At 33.5% G+C, this 19,971-nt stretch carries 10 protein-coding genes; 3 read left to right on the forward strand and 7 right to left on the reverse strand.

Annotated elements, in window-relative coordinates; translation table 11 throughout:
* The first annotated feature begins 458 nt into the window (after nt 1–458).
* Genes dptF through OQY15_RS04680 form a run of 3 tightly spaced genes read left to right on the forward strand, consistent with a single transcriptional unit; the run spans nt 459 to nt 8,935 of the window.
* Nucleotides 459–2,159 carry a DNA phosphorothioation-dependent restriction protein DptF gene (gene dptF, locus OQY15_RS04670; RefSeq protein WP_265788320.1) on the forward strand — a complete coding sequence of 567 codons (1,701 nt, stop codon included), beginning with the start codon at nt 459–461 and terminating at the stop codon, nt 2,157–2,159.
* A gap of 1 nt (nt 2,160) precedes the next feature.
* Nucleotides 2,161–3,642, forward strand: a complete 1,482-nt coding sequence (gene dptG, locus OQY15_RS04675) for a DNA phosphorothioation-dependent restriction protein DptG (RefSeq protein WP_265788323.1) — start codon at nt 2,161–2,163, stop codon at nt 3,640–3,642.
* Nucleotide 3,643: 1 nt separating this feature from the next.
* Complete coding sequence (locus OQY15_RS04680) at nt 3,644–8,935, forward strand: DUF87 domain-containing protein (protein ID WP_265788325.1); 5,292 nt, start codon at nt 3,644–3,646, stop codon at nt 8,933–8,935.
* Between the two features lie 384 nt (nt 8,936–9,319).
* On the opposite strand, the gene OQY15_RS04685 is transcribed toward OQY15_RS04680, so the two are convergent.
* The 7 genes from OQY15_RS04685 to OQY15_RS04715 form a co-directional block, all read right to left on the reverse strand.
* Nucleotides 9,320–10,201: a hypothetical protein gene (locus OQY15_RS04685; protein ID WP_265788327.1), complete on the reverse strand. Its 882-nt coding sequence runs from the start codon at nt 10,199–10,201 to the stop codon at nt 9,320–9,322.
* Nucleotides 10,189–11,298, reverse strand: coding sequence for a hypothetical protein (locus tag OQY15_RS04690; RefSeq protein WP_265788329.1), 1,110 nt, complete (start codon nt 11,296–11,298; stop codon nt 10,189–10,191). Before OQY15_RS04690 ends, OQY15_RS04685 begins: the two co-directional genes overlap by 13 nt.
* A 2-nt stretch (nt 11,299–11,300) precedes the next feature.
* Complete coding sequence (locus OQY15_RS04695; protein ID WP_265788331.1) at nt 11,301–12,905, reverse strand: hypothetical protein; 1,605 nt, start codon at nt 12,903–12,905, stop codon at nt 11,301–11,303.
* Nucleotides 12,906–12,907: 2 nt separating this feature from the next.
* Nucleotides 12,908–14,014 carry a phosphoadenosine phosphosulfate reductase family protein gene (locus tag OQY15_RS04700; protein ID WP_265788334.1) on the reverse strand — a complete coding sequence of 369 codons (1,107 nt, stop codon included), beginning with the start codon at nt 14,012–14,014 and terminating at the stop codon, nt 12,908–12,910.
* Complete coding sequence (locus OQY15_RS04705) at nt 14,004–17,240, reverse strand: hypothetical protein (RefSeq protein ID WP_265788336.1); 3,237 nt, start codon at nt 17,238–17,240, stop codon at nt 14,004–14,006. Before OQY15_RS04705 ends, OQY15_RS04700 begins: the two co-directional genes overlap by 11 nt.
* Nucleotides 17,233–18,108 (reverse strand): DUF4007 family protein, encoded by an 876-nt coding sequence (locus OQY15_RS04710; RefSeq protein WP_265788338.1) that lies wholly within the window; start codon nt 18,106–18,108, stop codon nt 17,233–17,235. Before OQY15_RS04710 ends, OQY15_RS04705 begins: the two co-directional genes overlap by 8 nt.
* A gap of 1,549 nt (nt 18,109–19,657) precedes the next feature.
* Nucleotides 19,658–19,810: a hypothetical protein gene (locus OQY15_RS04715; RefSeq protein ID WP_265788340.1), complete on the reverse strand. Its 153-nt coding sequence runs from the start codon at nt 19,808–19,810 to the stop codon at nt 19,658–19,660.
* Nucleotides 19,811–19,971: the final 161 nt, after the last annotated feature.

A 19,971-nucleotide genomic window follows, 5' to 3' on the forward strand; every position in this document is an offset into this window, starting at 1 on the left:
GCCATTTATAAGTGAATGGTTAAATTTACCATGTGAATAACAATTATTTTACGGTAAACCGTAAATAAAACTTCTAAAATACTAAGTACATTTATTCAAAATGAGTTCTTACAAAAGCCTATTTAATCGCGTGAGTGTTTAAAAATCATGATAAATATGTATTTTTAAATAGATAAGTTAATATTTAAAATGAAATTAGTATTGAACTTTTAATAAAAAAATAATAAAAACTAATATAATATGGTAAGATGCATGTAAATTAGTATTGAGAAAGTTGATCAAACTGCGAGCTAGAACGAAAATTACTTATGAAATATTATAAATTATATAAATCGTACTCGAATATATAAACACAAAAAATAATCGCTGCTTAAAAACCCGTTGTACAACATTGTTAATTACCTAAAAGCGGTTACTTTTATTATAGACCGCTTAGATGAAAGCAAATAAAATAAGTTATGTTTAAACACTACTTGGACAAGTTGAGTATTGCTTCTAAAGAGGCTGTAGTTGACGGAAACCGAAACTCTTTTGACGATTTCAAAGAATATCTTCACATTGATCGATTTGTACAGTCCAAATTGGAAGATATAGTTCTATCATCTCTACAAGATCAAAATTCAAAATTGATTTTAATTTCAGGAAATGTTGGTGATGGTAAATCACATATGATGTCACGCCTTCATATGAAATATCCAAATGAGATGGAAAAAATTCAGGTAAGAAATGATGCCACAGAAAGTACCAGAACTGACAGAAGTTGGATTGATGAACTAAACGATTTCCTCTCTCCCTTCACCGATGCGAGCCTATCTGCACCAGCAGAAAAAACAACAAGGATTGTGGCCATCAACTTAGGGATTCTTTCCTCGTTTTTAGAAAACACAGAGGATTTTATTCTACTTGATTCATTCGTTAAACGAAAAGGAATTATAGACAGTCTCTCATTTAATAATGATTATCTACCAGACAGTCCTTTCCAATTTATTAATCTTGCAGATTATAGCCTATTCACTCTGAAGGAAGATAATTCCTCGTCCAAGATGATTTCTGAATTACTCCATAAAATAACATATCAAGATGAGAGCAATCCATTCTATAAGGGCTATTTGAGTTATTATAATAGCCACCCTAATCTAAATGGGTGCGCTATGAGGCAAAACTACCTCGAAATAAGTAAACAAGAAGTACAAAAAGGATTAATAGACCTAATTATGTATGCTATCATAAGTTTAAAGCTCATAATTTCAGTCAGGGATCTACTCAATTTTATTTATGATATAATTGTACCATACGACCTACAAAATGTCTCAGGTGATAAGATCAAAGAAACAAAAACCCAAACTTTATTAAAGCCTCAAGATTTTATATATAATAAGCTATTTGATTCAGAGGGTCGGTCAGAACTACTAACTAGTTTGGCTAGTTTAGATCCGAATAAATTTCGCAGTAAGTATTTGGACAATCTCATTTTCAAATTAAGCTCATCGGAACATCCGTTAGATATATTCAACCATTATGGATTAACCTGCAAAGAATCATGGTTGCAACCCCGAAAGAATGAAATTCTTATAAAAACATTTATTCGCTCGTTATATCTAAATCAGATAGAAAACTTTGATGTAGAGCTATCAAATTTCCAGCAGTTTTCACGTTACCTTTTTAGATATTACAGCAACGACAAAATTGGATTAAGACCACTTTATAAAGAGATTATAAAAGCCATATATAGTTGGAATGGAAATTCAAAAAGACCCGAAGAAATTAATGTAGCAATAGGCCAACATCAGCTAAAATATAACATTACACAAAAAATAACTTTAGATCCCGCTATAAAAGCAGTCTCTAATTCGACTGAATTAGACGAAATTCACGAATTTGGAAATGTTATTGAAATAGGAATGAGTGCAGTTGGTCATCAGGTGACTTTCTCCCTCGACATCAATCTTTATATACTTCTCAAAAAAGTGATTGACGGATATAGCCCAAATAAACTCGATAGAGAAAACCATACAGATTTTCATAAAGCAGTGGAGGCAATTACTAGACTTTCCAGTCAAGGAAAAGCTATCAATTTCGAAAGGTTAGACGGTGCTTCTAAGAAACAATTTCAATTAATCTATAACTCTGAGTTTGGATACGAATTTGCTAAAATATAATATGGGCTTCATCATAAATGAAATAAAATATAAATCTTCCTTTATTAATGCTAAGGGATTTACTCACAACAAGGGCAACCTGATTAAATTATTCCCATTTGCTACGGATACGACTTCGCTCACTGAATCTGCACATGATTTTAGAACTTTTAAGGGGGCTACCGGCGAATTTTTTAGGGTTTGTAGAGATCTATCATTTACAAAAGTTTTAGATAAAGAGGAGTTGATCGGTTCAATATTGAAGGATGTCTATACAGAGCACGCTTTCGAACTCAAGAATCTCCTTACGGAACTGTTTTTTGATGAAGATAATGACTTGGTGCTTTTTGACCCTGAGATTTTACCACACTTGAACAATAAATCTCAAAACGTAAAATTAAAAAATCTTCAAGCCTTCATTTCGAACCTTTTGATTGATGAAGAGGTTACTGAATTAGTGAGTAATATATTTACAGCACGGAGAGAGAATAATATCATCTACAAGCTTGTCTTAGAGCATTTGACACATACTGCCAAAGGCGAGCCAAATACACAAGACCGGTCAGGTACCTATGAGGGACGTATCGCACTGGATATTAGGCAGCTATTCAAGGATGATCTACGACAGCTTATTGCTTTCCCAGACTTTTTCATTGAAAATATATCGGTCCTAATAAAGTACTATTATTTCCAGTATATAATAAGATTAACAACGCAGCTTAATTATATGTTCAATGATGATCGAAAAGCTTCCCCCCTCTTTTACTCTTTAGAGTGGGAGAAACTATCAAGATCAAGGTTCTGTCTAGAGAGTGGTTGGAATAAGCTTGAACATTCAATGGAAGATTCGTTCGTACATGCGAATTGTTTAGAGCTTTTAAATACTATAGAGGGAAACTATGGGTGTTTTGCTACAGGTAAACCTTTTACATATGAAGAGATACTAGATACAGTAAAAAATATGCCCCCTGAGGGTCAGAATGATTTATCTATAAAGGTTCATAGATTAATTGAAGACTATATGGGGGCCATTCAAAAAGCTGAAAAAGACAATGAACGATTCAATTGGTCTAATTTTACTCAGCAAGAAAGTGATGAAACAAAAAGTTGGACTGAACATCATTCTCTGAAACTGATAGATCGGCTTTTTCAGCTAATAAGATATCAATTCAAAAATACTGGGCGACGAAAACCTTATGCAGAATATAAGCTTTGGTTTACCAATTTTGTCAAAAGTAGCTACATCAAATATCGGGGATCACTAGGTGCTACGCTCAAAATCGATAGGGCACTGTTACTATTGTTGACTGAACTTTCGATCCTATCTTCAAAAAGTGATAAAATCATTTTAAATAGACTTTGGACTGATTTTGAACTCAGAGGATTGTTCCTAGATCACGAATCAAAGAAAGAGGTAATCATCTTTTTTGATAAGATCAACATACTAGAGAAAAAGAGTGACAGCGGTGACGCACAATATGTTAAAAGTCTCCTAATGAAATAACATGCAAGAAAATAACACGCCTATCTACGCCTATCTGTCCAGAATAATCCTTGATTATTTTATTAGTGGAAGATTAATACCTGGAGAAAAATACCAAATCAAATTTGATAAGGGGGAGAATGTAAAAGATCTTTATCAGTCACTGAAGGATAATGCTGAAATCCTATATCCTGAACTTCAACTTGGAGTATATACATTTAGCGATTATAACACTTACTATATCAATTTCAATAACGTTAAGCTAATAGTTGCTGCTCACCCCAATGGCGATTTCCTAACTGGATTGAGGAATAATTTTGAAGGGGCTAGTGAACAGGAGGAAAAAGCTGCTATTTTATTTATTCACAATACGCAACTTGAGAGTATAATTAAAGGTGGTGTGAGCTTTTCTAATAAATCAATGCCTTTTCATATTGACAGCATTAGAGATAATATTATTAAAACTTTTGATGAGGACCAAGATAATGACTTCACAAAAACTCATAAAACATTTATAAGGAACATCCTAAAGATAGATACGACTGATTATCAAATTGAAAGTAAAAGTCTATTTGACTTAAAAAAATACATAAATATCCTAGTAAAGGGGAAACTTAGCAAGGAGGATTTCAATATTCTAGGATTGTTTCCTGATAACGCTATCCTTACAACGGATTTGCCAACAACTGAAATCAGCAATAGGGTCGCTAAAAATAACAAATGGTTCTCTGAAATGAACAAGGCAGAGCAACTTGGATTTCTACCAGAGTATCTGGAAAAGAATTTTGACAGAACAGGCCAGAACAAATTGAAGAATGTTGAAAACTGGCCAAATGTATTTGTAGAAGAAATTTTCAAATATGAAGCTAATCGTGGACTTATTAAGTTTAATGATTACATTCCTAGCACCGCTGAACAGACATCTGACGGTGATGTAATCTGGGAAAAGGAAGAAGGTAGCAGTACTATTAAGTCACAAATCAGGAACATAATTATATTCAATCCAGGTTACAAGGAGGAAATAAGTTTCAAGCTTAACTTTACTCGAAAACCAAATCTCAACTTCTTTAATAATCTCACCGCAATCAAGATTAATTTCTCACTGATCAGCGCCGAGCTTTCTGACTCTGATAATGCCATTCTAGTAAAACTGGCTATTATTGATCCTGCAGCTTTCAGTTCAACCGAACTTGAATATTCAGAGAATAAAGAAGGAAAGACGAACGAGACAATATTTAAAATCTTGATAGCTCCATTAAATCAAGAAATATTTGACGGAATAAGGGCAAGTTACAAGGTTGTAAAGCCTAACACTAAAAAAATAGGGCTTGAACTTTATGCTGAAGATGAGATAGTGTTTAACGATTTTGCAAGAGATTCATCATCAATAACATTCTCGCCTGATACTAGATATGACCTCGATGAATCAACGAGATTAACTTTAAAACTTAACGAATTAGAGTATTCTGACGATTCTAAATTCCCATTCACGCTAGCCTGGAACAACAAAACAATTTTTGCATTAGTGGTTACAAATGCAAGTAAGCCCAAAGTGTTGAGCGGCTGGGAAGTTTGGAAAAGAAAATTCGATTCTAAACAGTCGATTTTATTCTCAAAACGAGAAGATCCGAAGAATGCAACGAGATACATAATTTCACTTGAGCACGGTAACAATCTTTATTATCCAAATCGTCTATATAAAGATGATTTATTATTAGAAGAGCAATTAATCGATCTTGGCTTTACCTGTTTAGAAGAAAAAGGAGATGGAATATTTGGGGGCGACGACGGATCATTACCGTTCAAAATCAAAGATTCATATGATCAAATCATTATGTATTACAGAAGCACAAAAGGTGGAAAATACCGAGTACTACCCAGTACAGCCTATTTGGACGATACATTATTAGATCTATACAAAAACTATGTGCAAGTATTTTTTGAACTATTAAGTGAAATAAATTCAAATGAGGTACTATCAAAGCAACATTTATCACTGCTGAATCTTGGAACAATAAGAAGTCATTCAAATATGGGTCGTCTAATGTTTACACCACTTCATCCATTAATGGTCGCTTATCAGATCAAAATGAAAGAAAACGTGGTGATAGAAGGCCTTACGGATGAAATTATTCAAAAATTTACACCGTTAAACTTACTTCCTTTTATAAATAATGGCAGTAGTGAACGTGACTATTTTATCGCTGTCGATCAGGCCCACTCACCAGAATGGTTATATTATGTTAATGCTGAAATCGAAGGTCAGTCTATTAACCGAAGGAATGTACCGGTAATGATGTCGGGAAAAATTGCAGAATTTATCAAACATTTCTCTTACTTATACATTGATAGTGATGCACCAATAAGAATCAACTTAATTAATCTAGGTGATTGTAAGGAAGCTCTCCAAGGAGTATTTATGTATCTTATTACAGCCGTGAGAGATTTGATATCGAATTCTAAAAGTCCTGAGGAGGTCTATCCTATTCATTTAAATATTTACGGTTCAGGAAGTTACGTCACCAAATTTGAGCAGTTTGCTAGATTTGTAGAAGTAGAAGGCATAAAAAAAGAATTCGATATCGACTTAAACTCCGTAAAAAAGCTGATTGCTGCTGAGGATCTCTTAAAGTTGTATCACCAAAAGGTACAATTTTATGTTAAAGAGGGAGACATAAAAGACATTCCACAATTTGATTACGCCCATATAACATTCCATCAATTCTCTGAGAAGGAGATTGAAAAGGCTGACAATGATACTAGAGAGGTTTCGACAGGAATTTCATTAGGTGGGATATTTAGTGATCTTCCCTCAATCTACAATCATGGAAATTACAGAACAGGTTATGGCATAGGATCTTTAGAAAAGAAAAATGATGACCTATTAATTGGTATTAGTAATCACCTAAATGCGATAGCTCACGTTTCCGGAACTGCAAAATTATTTAAGCCTTTCTCCTCCTTTGCTTCGGTGATAAATCTACAGACCAGGCAGAAGCTGCAAAAAGTATATGATAGTTCCCAATGGGTAACGTTCATTAATCCGATGGTTGACTTAAGTTTCTTCAAAAGCGAAGCTGATATTGTAATAATACATTATACAGACCACTATACGAACTCAAGTGGTTATGATTCAATCACCATTACCAATAAATGGGATCAATACGAATTTATACTAAAAGACTATTTATCAGACAAAGTTGAAAACATCGGCGCCCATATAAAGCCAATAATTAATATGTTTAACGCGGTAAATGGATATTGGCTATTGAAGTTAGGTTCTCAGAACAACAGAGAAAAAATGGACAAAGAGAAAATCAGCATTTTGTCTGCTGTCAAAGAGACACTTGCGATATTGGATCATCCAAAAATAACGTGGGTGATGCTCTCACTTGAGGAAATTCTTCGCGTTACAGGATCCGCAGGTCTTAAACAAAATGAGGGTTTATTTTCTGCCAAAAATTTGAAGAAATCTGGCATGCTAAGTGATGATTTGCTTGCTGTAGGGATTGAAGAAATCAATGACAACCTTCAACTGTATTTCTATCCAATAGAAGTTAAATTAGGTATGAATCAAGCTATTGTTTTGCGAAAGGCTGAGCATCAGGGAATGGAAACCTATAATTTATTGAATACAACCTTAAACCAAGATGGATTCAATGGTAAACTTTATCGGAATTATTTTTCAAAATTAATTCTGAATGCGGCTCAAAAGTTATCACTTTACGAAGTTTGGCCAGAATATAGCCATAAATGGGATGCTATCGAGAAATATCGTGGTCGCCTATTAAATGATGATTTTAGCCTAGGGTCACTCGAAAATTACATTGGAACTTTTGCAGTACTGTCTTTCAGAGAAAATGTCAACTTTAGCAAGAGGACGATCAAAGTAGACGAAGGATTTATGAGTATAAATCTTTACAGTAGCGATGGTCTAAATGATCTTGTCAAGAGTGTAGAAGAACTGAAGAATAGATACACAGGTGAATATGCTGTGGGTATTACTGCAGCTGATCTCCTAGCTAGTAAATATCTTGAAGACAACGATGCTGTGGAAAATGATGACCAGAATGCTTTAGGTTTGTATCAAGCCTCAAATTCAAGTATTGAGCCTGAGAATGTTACTCAAGTGTCACAAACTCACGAAGAAAATCTGGAATCATATGAAGAGCCTCAAAAAGAACCCCTAAAAATTCTTTTCGGACACCGGGAAAACAATGGAAATCCTTTAGAATGGTTCCCAACTTCATCTGATAAGGTTCTTCATACAAATACTGGAATTATTGGAACAATGGGTACTGGTAAAACACAGTTTACTAAGTCTGTAATCACGCAGTTTTATAATAATACTGCCAATAATGTAGGCGGTAAAAAAATTGGCATACTTATTTTTGATTACAAAGGAGATTACATTAAGGAGGATTTTGTAAAAGCCACAAATGCAAAAATTTTCGAGCTAGACAAACTACCTTATAATCCCCTAGCTTTAGCGATTGGTGATAAGCCAAAGAAGAGACTTCCAGTTCACACTGCTAGTACCTTTTTAGAAACTCTTGCTAAAGCGTACAATCTTGGTCACGTACAGACTTTGGAATTGAAAGATATTTTAAGTGAGGCTTATGAAAACGCAGGAATTTATAAAGATGACGTAACAACCTGGAATAAATACGCCCCAACAATGAGTGATGTATTTGACCTATACCTCTCTAACGAAAAGGTCAAAAAGGATAGTCTTTATGCTGCATTAGACAAACTTAATGATTTTGAGATATTCGAACCTGATTCAAGCAAGACTATCCCCTTATATGACCTTATTGATGGTGTGACAATCATTAATCTCAACGGCTATAGTAATGAGATACAAAATCTTGTCGTTGCGATTACTTTAGATCAATTTTATTCACAGATGCAAATCCATGGGCATAGCCACATTCATGGGAATTATCGTCAAATCAATAAACTGATACTTGTCGATGAGGCTGATAATTTTTTAAGTAAGAACTTTGAATCACTACGCAAAATTTTGAAAGAAGGTCGTGAATATGGCGTTGGAACAATTCTTTCTACCCAATTTTTGAATCACTTTAGTACCTCCGACAACGAATATTCACAGTATATTTTAACATGGATAATACATAGAGTGAGCGAAATTAACGACAAGGAGGTTGGTTCTATTTTCACGCTACCAGCAAAGCAAACTAGGTCTGATTTAATCAATACTATTAAAGAGCTAGATAAGCATTACAGTGTGGTAAATCTTGCAGGTAGTCCGCCAATTAAAATTAAAGATTTGGCTTTCTGGGAACTTTTATAGACTCGTTATACGTGTAAAGTGGGTGGCAAATAAACTGTGTCAACTAGTTAATCACTAACTTAGAGACACAGTTTGTAAAATGAAAAAAGATGAGCAGCTCGATTATGAGCAAATGAAGTAAAAAATCCTAGAGCAAGTCCGTTCGAGCAAATCTCGGTATGATAAAGATGGAGCTTTTGCCCTTTTACTAAAAAGCTTTCTGAACTCGGCTCCGGAAGCTAAAATAGATAGTTATGGTTGCTGAAGAGCGCCTGTGCGGTAATCGGAAGAACGGAAAAACCAGCAAAGAAGTCAGAACGTCCTATTGATTAGATAAATTTGTTACAATCTGACACTTTCATAATTTGACAGAATACCTATAAAAATTTGTTTTAAGAAATATTTTTAGAGTTTGTACACATGTTTAATATTTTTTTTTAAATCGGATATTTTTTTAAGCAAGTCAGTCTTAGAACTTTCAAGCTCAAAAACTTTAGGATAAAAATCTAAAATATCACTTATCTGAGAATATTTTTTGTTATTACAAAAAAAATCCTTTAACTCACCAATGCCCAAGAAATTATGAACAACAAGACTATGGATTAACGCCCTAAATTTTTGTTGAAAGATTTTATCGCCTTTAAATTTCAATGTCAAACCGGATTCAATATATTTAAGTTTTTTTTCTAACTCAACCACTTCTGAAACGTATTCTGAAAATAAATCTGTCAATGCAATTTCCAATTGTTTTAATGAAAATTTCTCATCCAATCTATACAAAAGGAGCAGTAGATCAGAAGTATCTTCAATATGACCGATTTGCTGATAATTAAAAAATTTATCAAATTCATTTTTCGCGGGAAAATCATCGGTATGAAAAAAGATTTTAGTGGGATGGTACCTAGTCAAATATAATGCTAAACATGCAGAGTAAAATTCACCATTTTCCTTTTTATAATCACTTATAATTTTCACATGATTAAAAAAATCGTGGCCAAGCTCCTTTACTATCTGCTCATTAAGAACTTGGTAACCTCTTATCTGTGAAAGCTTTACATCAATGATTTTCCTCTCTTGACGAATATCAAAATCAACAGAATATTTTGTCTTTAATTTATCAAGCTTATTAAAAATGTTAAACTTTATTTCTTTAAAAACGACATCACTTACAAATATATTAAGATGTTTTAGCTTCTTTAATAAAAACTCATCTTGATCAATATGGATCAGATTAATTACTGAGCAGGCATCAAGAACGCAAAAAATATTACTATTTACTGCTTCCATCCTATTATATCACCTTTATTTTGCTCATATAATTCAAGAGATATTTCATCTTTTCCATCCATTAAACCAATCTCAATTAGTAATGAAAATGCTTCATTGACAGTACGAAGTGGAACATTTCCAATATCATCTAATACTGCACTTATTACCTCTACTGTAAAAGGAAAATAAGGACCTTTGTCCTTTTCCTTACGATAAAAAGCAATTAATTCAGATAAATATGACAAAATTTGGTCTCTAGTTGGAATTTCAAAACTAATTCTATCCTTTATTCGTGATCTTACCGACTCGGACACATACTCGCCAAGATCTTCTAATCCAAAAATTGCAGACTGCGTTAGGTTAAGAAACAAAAGAAGATTATTTGATGTGTTATCAATTATTTCGCGAAGAAAATTATTGATCTTATCAATACTTGAACTATTCAACGTGGCTATATCTTCGAATTCATCAATCCATAATATCACTGCTGAATACATTTTCTTTTCAAAAGACAAACATGTAAACAGTCCCGCCAGCACTTTCGTATAATCACTTTCCGCATTCAAAGATCTCAAAATATTCCATTTACTCAATGATTTCAATTCAGCAGCGGGAACATTTCCATACAAATATTTTTTCAATAAACTAATGTCCGTAAGTTCATGATTGAACATCGCTTTCAACACACTTCGAATATGATTATTATCAGTAAAATTGTCGATAACAGATTCTATTTCCACACCTTTAGCTCTTAAATTATCCCGTATTTCTGAAATATCTATTTTGTCAACTATATTGGTAAATATATTATGAATGGGATCTCTACCCTTAGGAAGAAGCATTACCATTGAATACGGAATAGTTTTACCGGCAGAATCGGCGATGGGCTGAAGAACAGACGTTTTATTAAAATATCTAGCAGCATGTGTCTTTCCACTTCCATATTCTCCCCAATTAAGTATAAGACTCGAATTGTTCAGATTTACACTTCTAGTGATTCTGCTCTCAAATTTAGATTTGACTTCAGGAAAACCTGCCCAGAAAAGTTCTTCAGGATTTGTAGCAGGAGTCATCCGGAATGGATTATTATTTAAGTTATACCTCTCAATATTCATTCTCATTGAATTTTTTGAATGTAACCATCACCAAATTGTTTTTGGTATTTATAAACAAATCTCTTATTATGATTAGATAATAGGAAGTTTTCTATGAATAAATCACTTGTACAAATATTATCATTAATGTAGAGTTTATACTTTGCGTAACTTATAGCCTGTGAGGCCGTAACTCTATTGGGTGCTAGCGTTCTGAAGTGATGAAAACTCTCTTCAACATAATTTTCGAGTTTCAAATATACTGTATCATAGATCGCCATTTTGGGTTCTTTTAAGTGATTAGCAGTTTCAAATGTATGTACAAAGAACTTTCGAACGAATTCATTACTATTATAAATATATCCGCTATTAATATCATTCCAGAAATTAAAATTTTTTAGATATTTAACTCCTCCCTCTGTGAGCTCTAAATGCTGCTGTTGATCCATTAGAATAATATCAAGATCATATAACCAATTTAGTCTAGGCATTAGGACGTGTTCTAAATATACTGGCGCATTTGACCACATTTTCACTCGTTCCATTATGATTTTTAAATCAGTTAAATCTTTTTGGTTATTCCTGCGGTTGATTGCTTGAATAAGATTATTAATTCGTTCCTGTAGGAAGGATTGAAAGTTGTTCCTTAATTCTAAATAGTTGTCAGCAAAACCTACATAAATCATTTCTAAGATTAACACTATATAAAAATAGTCAGTACGTAGAAATGATTCGGTAAAGAACATTTTATCAAGAGTATTCAAAAAAAATATATTGAATTCATTTTCATCTCTCAAAATTTGGTAAACTTTAAAGTGCTTGCCTGCGCTCTGCATTCCACTGACATTTTTTATAAAGTTTAAATCGCTAGCTATTTGAATATATGGCTTTGCAGAGTTACCAGTTCTTGTGACTTGAACGAGACCCTTAACATTTTTATAATTTTGAATTTGATCATTAAATTTTATACAATATTTTTCGAAGCTACTATTAATTTTCGTGACAGGGATTCTAGCCTTTTCTCTCAAAAAATTTGCAAGTATTTTAAAATAACCTAATCTTCGAGCCTTCGTATTTGTATTTAGGATTTGAAGTTGTTTACTATCATGCAATGCGCTTCCTGAGAAATATGTGTCCAAATAAAAGTTATAGGCGAATTCTTGTTCCAACTTAATAGATAAAAGATTTTCAACAAACAACTTGTCACAGAAGATTTTAAGAGATATATAGATTAAATAGATAAAATTCGGTGCTCTCTGACAAATAGCATCATCACCACTACTATAACCATAATTAGTATCTAAATGATAATGAGTGATCGCAATTTTATTTATTTCAGTAATTCTTTTTACCAATTGAAGCAGCAAATTAGACATTGACTTAAAATTATTTTTTTCTAATGCCTGCACCAACCTGTCTCCTAAATATTCTGAGTCCGATATTCTGACTTCAACTATTTGAATAGTATTAAAATAGTTCATTTCAAAAGTATTCCAATTTTTTATGTCAATATCACTTTCAAATTTTAAATGAATGGCAAAAAATTCAAAATTAAAAACAACATAATTGTTATCTAGAACAAAAGACGATTTAGATCGCTGCTTTAGAAGACTAATCACATCAAACATATTTAGATAAAGCAGGCTAAACAACCTTCATCTTCAGCGTCTAAAATATCAATTAATCTATTTGATCTAAATTTATCCGCTGTATTTTGTTGTTTTATTAAAAACTCTTCTTTAATCTGCTTTATACGTAGAGGATTAATTAACTCCTCTAAACGCTCATCTTGCATCCACGTATATCCATCTTTCTCATATTCTACTGCTAAAAAGAATTTTGCCGGGTTTTGTTCATATAACCAAACCCATTCGATTTTGCGCTGAAAAAAACAGAAAAAGCAACCAGAACGGCTACGATTATATTTTCCAGTCTGTCCATTAACTTCATATGGGATTTCCTCATAATAGGCAGGAACCCCTACACCACTTTCGCGTAAAATTTGAAAAATGTCATCTCGGACAAGAAGTGACTCATTATCTAACAAAGGGAAATCATCAACCAAAGCAATCGGTAGAGAACTACTTTTAAGCGAATGAAAAGCTACATGATTAAATTCTTTGACTCCTAAATCCATTAAAGCTTTCAATTTCTGATTTTGACCATACCTCATTGATAAGGGAGTAAGAATTATATCAGCAGCTCTTTGATAGAGATTTGAGGAAAGAAACTCCTTGTATAATGTAAGAAGTGAATTTTGGTTGTCGTTTTTCAACACCTTGCCTATAACTTCTTCACTCCAAATATTCTGTCTAAATGGAAAGATAGATTGTACATTTGGTTTAGTAGAAATATACCCCTCACGATCTTCATCCCCCCTAATACCCACGTATGATATTACTGGAGTAGTACCTATATAGTTCTCAAACGGTTCAATTTTAAGCTTCTGAGTACACCATCTCGCATTGGAGGATGGCAAGTAGCCTCCATACAAATTATGATAGAAATCGAAAGGATTATCGTGGTCAGCTGTTTTAGCATACAGCTTTTCAATTGTAACACCAAGTTTTGACTCAAGATTTTTGATAAGCTGGTATGTCTCGTCCAATTCCTTACCTGTATCGCAAGTATAAAATTCTATATCCATCTGTGGATATAAGCTTTTCATATATATAGCCAAAGCGGCACTATCCTTACCTCCAGATATGCCTAGAACATGCCTTACATTATTTTGCATCTTTTTCTAATTCTTTTTTCAGTAGACGAGACAATATAGCGATTTTCGTTACGTGATCTTCGTTTTCAATAAAAGTTGACAATTCATCCTCTATATACTTAAACTTAGCATTCTGCTCTTTAGGAAGCCTGATAAGCTTATTATTCATTTTAGCCCCGGGAGTAGTTATTTCCAGCTTAAACACTTCCTCCTGCTCTAAGTTCACTTCCTGGAGTGCAATGTCATTCAAATTATCAAGCTCATGAATTAGCCCCAAGAAGCGCTCTTGAAGTTGATCCACCAGATCGTCCGTAATAACATCTAAAGTTTTTCCAACAATAGATTGTGCCACGGAAGAAAGCCATGCACTACGATCCTCCAATGGAGAACATAAACGATCAAAGAACGTCTTTTGGTAAGGAAGTAAAAGATACTGTTTAAGTGCTCCTTTATAACGTTGCCTTATCTTCTCTTTGTATTCAAGAAAAGTGTAAGTCTTATTCCATAAAGAGTTTATTACTTCTTCAAATTTGTTTAATAACTCATCATAAGCTCCCCTTAGCTCACGTATACTGTTCTGCAGTTCTGTACTAAATTCTAGTAAAAGTTCTGGAGTTTTATTTAGTTGTACTAAATCATAGCTCAAAGCACTTGGTAAATCCTCAAAAAACAGCTTTTCAGGATCAGTTGCATCAGTTAATGCCTTTCTAACAGCTAGACTTTTCTTACTCAGTTTTTTGGTTTGCTTTACGTAAGGTTTGAGATCCTTGTAAAATCTAAAAAATGGTATAATAGTTTTTATAAAGGCCTCATTAGAGGTTTGCTTGGTTTCAGACAAAGCTAACAAGTCACGGTATTGATTGAATAACTTTACTTTTATACCGTCGGTATCATAAGCCTTAATGGTGTACTGTTTAGGATTTTTGACAAGTAATTCTAAAACTTCTGAATCTACATCCGGAATAAAACCATTTACACCATAAATAGCGAAGTCATCTCTCTTGATAATCAGATAAATTGGAACCCAAAAATCTAAAAAACCCCTTTTCAATTTAAATGGTGGCTGCTCTAAGAGATCATATAGAGCCGCTACTTCCCTCCTAGCACCTTTTGTACTTTCGACAAAGTCATTACATACCTTAAAAAGTGGAATAAAATTATTAAGATCTAATGATGGCTCTGTAATTTCTTGCAATAACCATCCATTATCTGTTTTGTGATGAATACCGGTTTGAAGCAGAAGGGATAGATATATACTTTTTTGAGGGGGAAAGCCTAAAATGCCAAGACCTTCAATATTCTCATTCTGAATAACAGCATCTATCAAGAGTTTTCGAGCGCTTGAAATAGCTCCTGACAATTTAGTTTTGTTTGCAAGCTCACTTATAAAAACCGGTGTCGAAAAATATACCTCGTCAGCGATCTTCGATAAGAAGCTATTAAACATTTTGCTACTATTAAATGTCAGCTTCTCCCCAGCAAAGTACCAATGAACAGAATCCTGGTCATAAAATCCTTCATACAAAAAGTGATTTAATAAGCTTTTTTGCAGATCAATTATGGAACTAAGTTCACGTTGAATTATTTTGTCGTAACGATATTTCGCCTTCGCTATTTCCGCCTTCTCAATTTCCTCTATCGCATGTTTTATATCTTCAACTCTGAGAAAATGTGCATAAAGAATTGCATGTTCACTATTTCTTGAAGTTGTTATCAGATCGGATTCTTTAACCTGTTCACTAAAGATAAGATTAATATAGCCATCAACCTGACCTGTCGGCCTTGAAGCGGTAAATGGTACATCTGTGATTTTGTATTCAAATACTCTAGGAGTACCTTTTTCATAATAAGATCTTTTGGCTGAAATTGGAGCCAAAGGCAGGTATCCATTCAGAAAACTAACTATATTATTAGCCCTACTGACTTCTAAACCTGCTTCGAGAATAGCATCATCAATATTTACAATTGTAGTCTCTGAATAAAAAAACCTATGTGAATATCTGTTATATGAAAGCAGGTTCAGCTTCTGTAAACGATGAATGGCATCTGAAACTCCAGAAAGTTTACCTGTTGCTTCAATATATTCACTAAGAAAAGTCGAGTCAAGTATGGAGCCTGAATGACTAAATATATTGAGTAAACCAATAGTTTTGATTAGAGTTTGATATACAATATGTTCTTTCTCATCGACTTCACCCTCTACCCTTTCTAAGGCATTTCTAATCTCTGCCCATTTCGCATGATGGATGTTGGCCTTCGAATATAAAAATGAGTAAAGATTATAGTTTAAGTAATCATAAACATTTGATAAAGCATAAAAATTTTGACGGGACTCATCAAACTCTTGTATCCCGTAGAACCCATCTGTATTCAGAAAAGTGAATAGTGATCGCTCATTCTGTCCATATTGTTGAAGTGCCTGAACCAGGACACTGGCTGATAAAAGATCTAATGGATAGATACTTTTAGCAATATCCTTATCAAAGTAATCTTTCAAAGGAAAAGCTTTGGCTTTTGAAATGACATCCAACAAATTCGCAACTTGATCAATTTTCAAATCAGAAGGGTCAGCATTTATTCTTTTACTCGCAAGCAATAACAATTGCTCTACGGGTTCATTAAAAGTCAATTCCTTGAAACGACCTTTTACTTTGCTCCACTCATTACGCTGAGTGGCATTTAATTCAACTGCGTAAGCAGAAAAATCCTGATGCAACGTGGTAATAAATGCTGCATCATGTTCTGTATTGTTTATCAGCTCTGCAATTTGTTGCAGAAAATACAATTCTTTTTCGGCACCATTAACAGATGCGTATTCAAGAAATTTACCAAACTCATCTATCATTAAGATAAAACCTCTACCCTCCGAATTAGATGCTTTGATCAGTGCCTCAATTTCCCTAATGAGGGCGATGGGCTTCACGCTCGATGATCCGATCAATTCTTTAATATTGTCGATTATTGAGTCGTAGTTACCAACTAACTTAAGTATGTCAAATCTTTTGTACTTTTTCCATTCCTTTGATTCGATAAATAACTTTTCTTCACTCAAATGATACGTTAATGCATTTAAGAATGTTGATTTACCAGTACCGTAGGCTCCGATTAAATTAATTGATCTTATGCCAGAAGCATAATTGTTTATAATCTCAGAAAAAACCTCCTGGGTATTCGAAGTTATTGTATACTCAGCAACATTAAAATTATTTATGAGTATATTTTGTGAAGGAGAAAATTGTTTACGCATAATACTTATCTAAAATCTCCCACTTATTTAAATCCTTTTTGATCTGTAAGACCCTATTTCCTGCAGTTTCATTATAATTAAACTCTGAAGGCCATACATTACTTAGTTCCACCAATTTGTCTTCTAACCCTCTCTCTGTCATACAAAAAATGTTGCCTGGAGAGTTTGGCCCTTCCAACAAATCTTTAAATGAGATAGATTGCTTTTCAGATCCATATCTATCCAAAATAGAATAAGCCAAAGTAGGCAATGGTAATTCATCCCTACTTTCCCTTGTAACTCGGAACCACTGCAGGGAAGTAGTTCCATCTAATGCCACCCTCGTGAACGGTCTAATTAGGTTTAGTTCAACCAACAAATTCGCAGTTTCTTCTTCAATGTCAGCTTTACCGTCATTTGCCCGATTATAAGTTCGTAAAAACACATTAGCATCAGAATCATAAGTTTTATCGCTAAAATGCTTCATACCACTCTCTTCAGTCTTACGCTTCAAGAATGAAATAAGTTGTGCCTTTGTGAATTCTTTCTTTTCCTTGAGAAATTGATTAAAAAACACATTGAATATAAACACACGCTCATTCTTGATTATTGAATAGTGTAATAACCATAAAGAAGCGGTATCTTCTAAGTAAGGATCTTTTCCTTCAAATAAGTAATTTCCAAATGGGGATACCAGGTCCACTTCAGATATTATATTGAATCCCCGTAGCCAAAACTTAATAGATGTGGTCATATTTTTACCAACCCCTAAGTGCACTACAGCGTCTTCATCATTGAATGATTTCTTAGCCAGCAGATGCTCAAAGCCTTTCTTTAACCAAAACTGCCTACAAACAAATGTCTCATGACCTGAAAAACTAACTTTCATATTTAAATATCCTTAATTTAAGCAGTATCTCATACTGCCCAACACTAATAATTACTAACACAAGCGACAAATCACATTCAGAGATTTTTCAAATTTCAGTAAGTAATCATACGAAAGCCGTTTATGAAGACTAAAACCAGATTTTCAATGAATTTACATACCTCACTAAATATGATGATTGTATATATACTGTTGAGAATTAATGGATGTGTGGTCGCCCATTTATCCTCAATTTTTTAAATTTTCACGTGATCTATAACTTATTGGCGACAAAAGTAGTCTTAATTTGCTTTTGGGAAAAGAGTTATTTTTTCCGAATCCTTAGACTGATTCACAAAGACCTGTATGCTAAATAATTGAGAAACTAAATATACAAATAAAATTTTGACTAATAAATTTAGCACATAAACTTGCAAAGATTTGGAGTACAGAGGAATGTTTAGATAAAAATAAATGATTTAAATTGGAACAGGCAGGTGGCTATGAATTCTAAAGTTCTTGTTACTACCTTAATATTTAATAGATGGATAAACCGATCATAAAAAATGGTACCGCTTACCAACAGGAAGGTGAATTTTCGAATCCAATGTAGCCCTATCACATCATTTAAGGTAAGCTATATACATCTAACTGTTAACTGACAAAATCTCCTGAGGAATAATCGGATAAAAGACACGAAACGTAAGGAGATATCCAAACATCTCGTATCTTTATCATGTTAAAAATCACCATAACAAAGAAAGAGTTTGCGCCTAAATAAAATTTAAGATTAAACTGGCAGGAAGATGATCTCCCAATAGATGAAAATTGACCCTCACCCATTACTTTCTCATTGGTAAAACAAATATACAATTTATGATCAAACAACTAGTCGCCTTTTGCAAGGCTCTGATTCGCGGTGAGGAGGAGACTTTCGAATTTGAATTAACACTCTCATGGTGGGAAGTAGGCGCCATATTAATTATTATTGGCCTTATAATATATTTAATATTCAGATAGCGTTAATACCATAGACATTAACAGTTGTTCGTTATTAACTTCGGTACATTAAAAATTATCACAATGAATAAAGAAGAAAGGAAATTAAAAGGCAAATTCAAATATCTAAGAAGATTGCATCATTATGGATTAAAGAATAGCAATGCTCTCAGAAATACCGGAAAGCCTTGCTCCTGCTGGATGTGTAGTCCTGGCAGATCTGGCGAGACTAAAGTGTCTGTTTTAAGGAAACTTGATAGATTACAATCCTTAGAGAAGGATTATTATATCCGCAAAATAGCTTAACCCTAGGTGTTTTAATTCTGAACCTCTTTATCAAGAAGTTCCAATGCCTATTTGCTAATGAAGGGTCTGTGAATAATGGAGGCCTTTTCATAGTCTGCTGTTTTTTATAAACGAGTAGCCATTTCAAAGCGCTCTATGTAGCTGCGTTTAAACCTATCTTTTAACTTATTACCTCCTAATAAAGAATCGGCAAAATAAGCTTGACCCCTTCTCAGATTGGGGAGATGGAAGATCAAATTTATTGTAATTTTGCTCAAAAGAATAATCAATTCTGATCCTCTCGGTGAAGATCTACCACGTAACCCAGATTTTGAGCTATTTCTCTCAATTCTGTAGTGGTACCACCCCAGATGTTATGTCCATTTTCCAGATTAACTTGCTGGACAAATATCCATCCTAAAATAAATCTATTCTTCATCACTCTATAATGTATTGAATTATTAAATGGAAACTCAACATTATATAATTCCTTCTGTAATACTATGGCTATTGAATCGTTCATGTCACAAAGAAATACCAAAAATATTAGTAAAACAAGGGAAGCTTACATTTTGCTATTACTATTAGTAATAACTTCCA

This window comes from Pedobacter sp. MC2016-15 (genome assembly GCF_026239695.1).
Lineage (GTDB): Bacteria > Bacteroidota > Bacteroidia > Sphingobacteriales > Sphingobacteriaceae > Pedobacter.

Coding starts and splice junctions, on each gene's coding strand:
- dptF (WP_265788320.1), top strand. CDS start 459: ATGTTTAAACACTACTTGGACAAGTTGAGTATTGCTTCTAAAGAGGCT.
- dptG (WP_265788323.1), top strand. CDS start 2,161: ATGGGCTTCATCATAAATGAAATAAAATATAAATCTTCCTTTATTAAT.
- OQY15_RS04680 (WP_265788325.1), top strand. CDS start 3,644: ATGCAAGAAAATAACACGCCTATCTACGCCTATCTGTCCAGAATAATC.
- OQY15_RS04685 (WP_265788327.1), bottom strand. CDS start 10,201: ATGGAAGCAGTAAATAGTAATATTTTTTGCGTTCTTGATGCCTGCTCA.
- OQY15_RS04690 (WP_265788329.1), bottom strand. CDS start 11,298: ATGAATATTGAGAGGTATAACTTAAATAATAATCCATTCCGGATGACT.
- OQY15_RS04695 (WP_265788331.1), bottom strand. CDS start 12,905: ATGTTTGATGTGATTAGTCTTCTAAAGCAGCGATCTAAATCGTCTTTT.
- OQY15_RS04700 (WP_265788334.1), bottom strand. CDS start 14,014: ATGCAAAATAATGTAAGGCATGTTCTAGGCATATCTGGAGGTAAGGAT.
- OQY15_RS04705 (WP_265788336.1), bottom strand. CDS start 17,240: ATGCGTAAACAATTTTCTCCTTCACAAAATATACTCATAAATAATTTT.
- OQY15_RS04710 (WP_265788338.1), bottom strand. CDS start 18,108: ATGAAAGTTAGTTTTTCAGGTCATGAGACATTTGTTTGTAGGCAGTTT.
- OQY15_RS04715 (WP_265788340.1), bottom strand. CDS start 19,810: ATGAAGAATAGATTTATTTTAGGATGGATATTTGTCCAGCAAGTTAAT.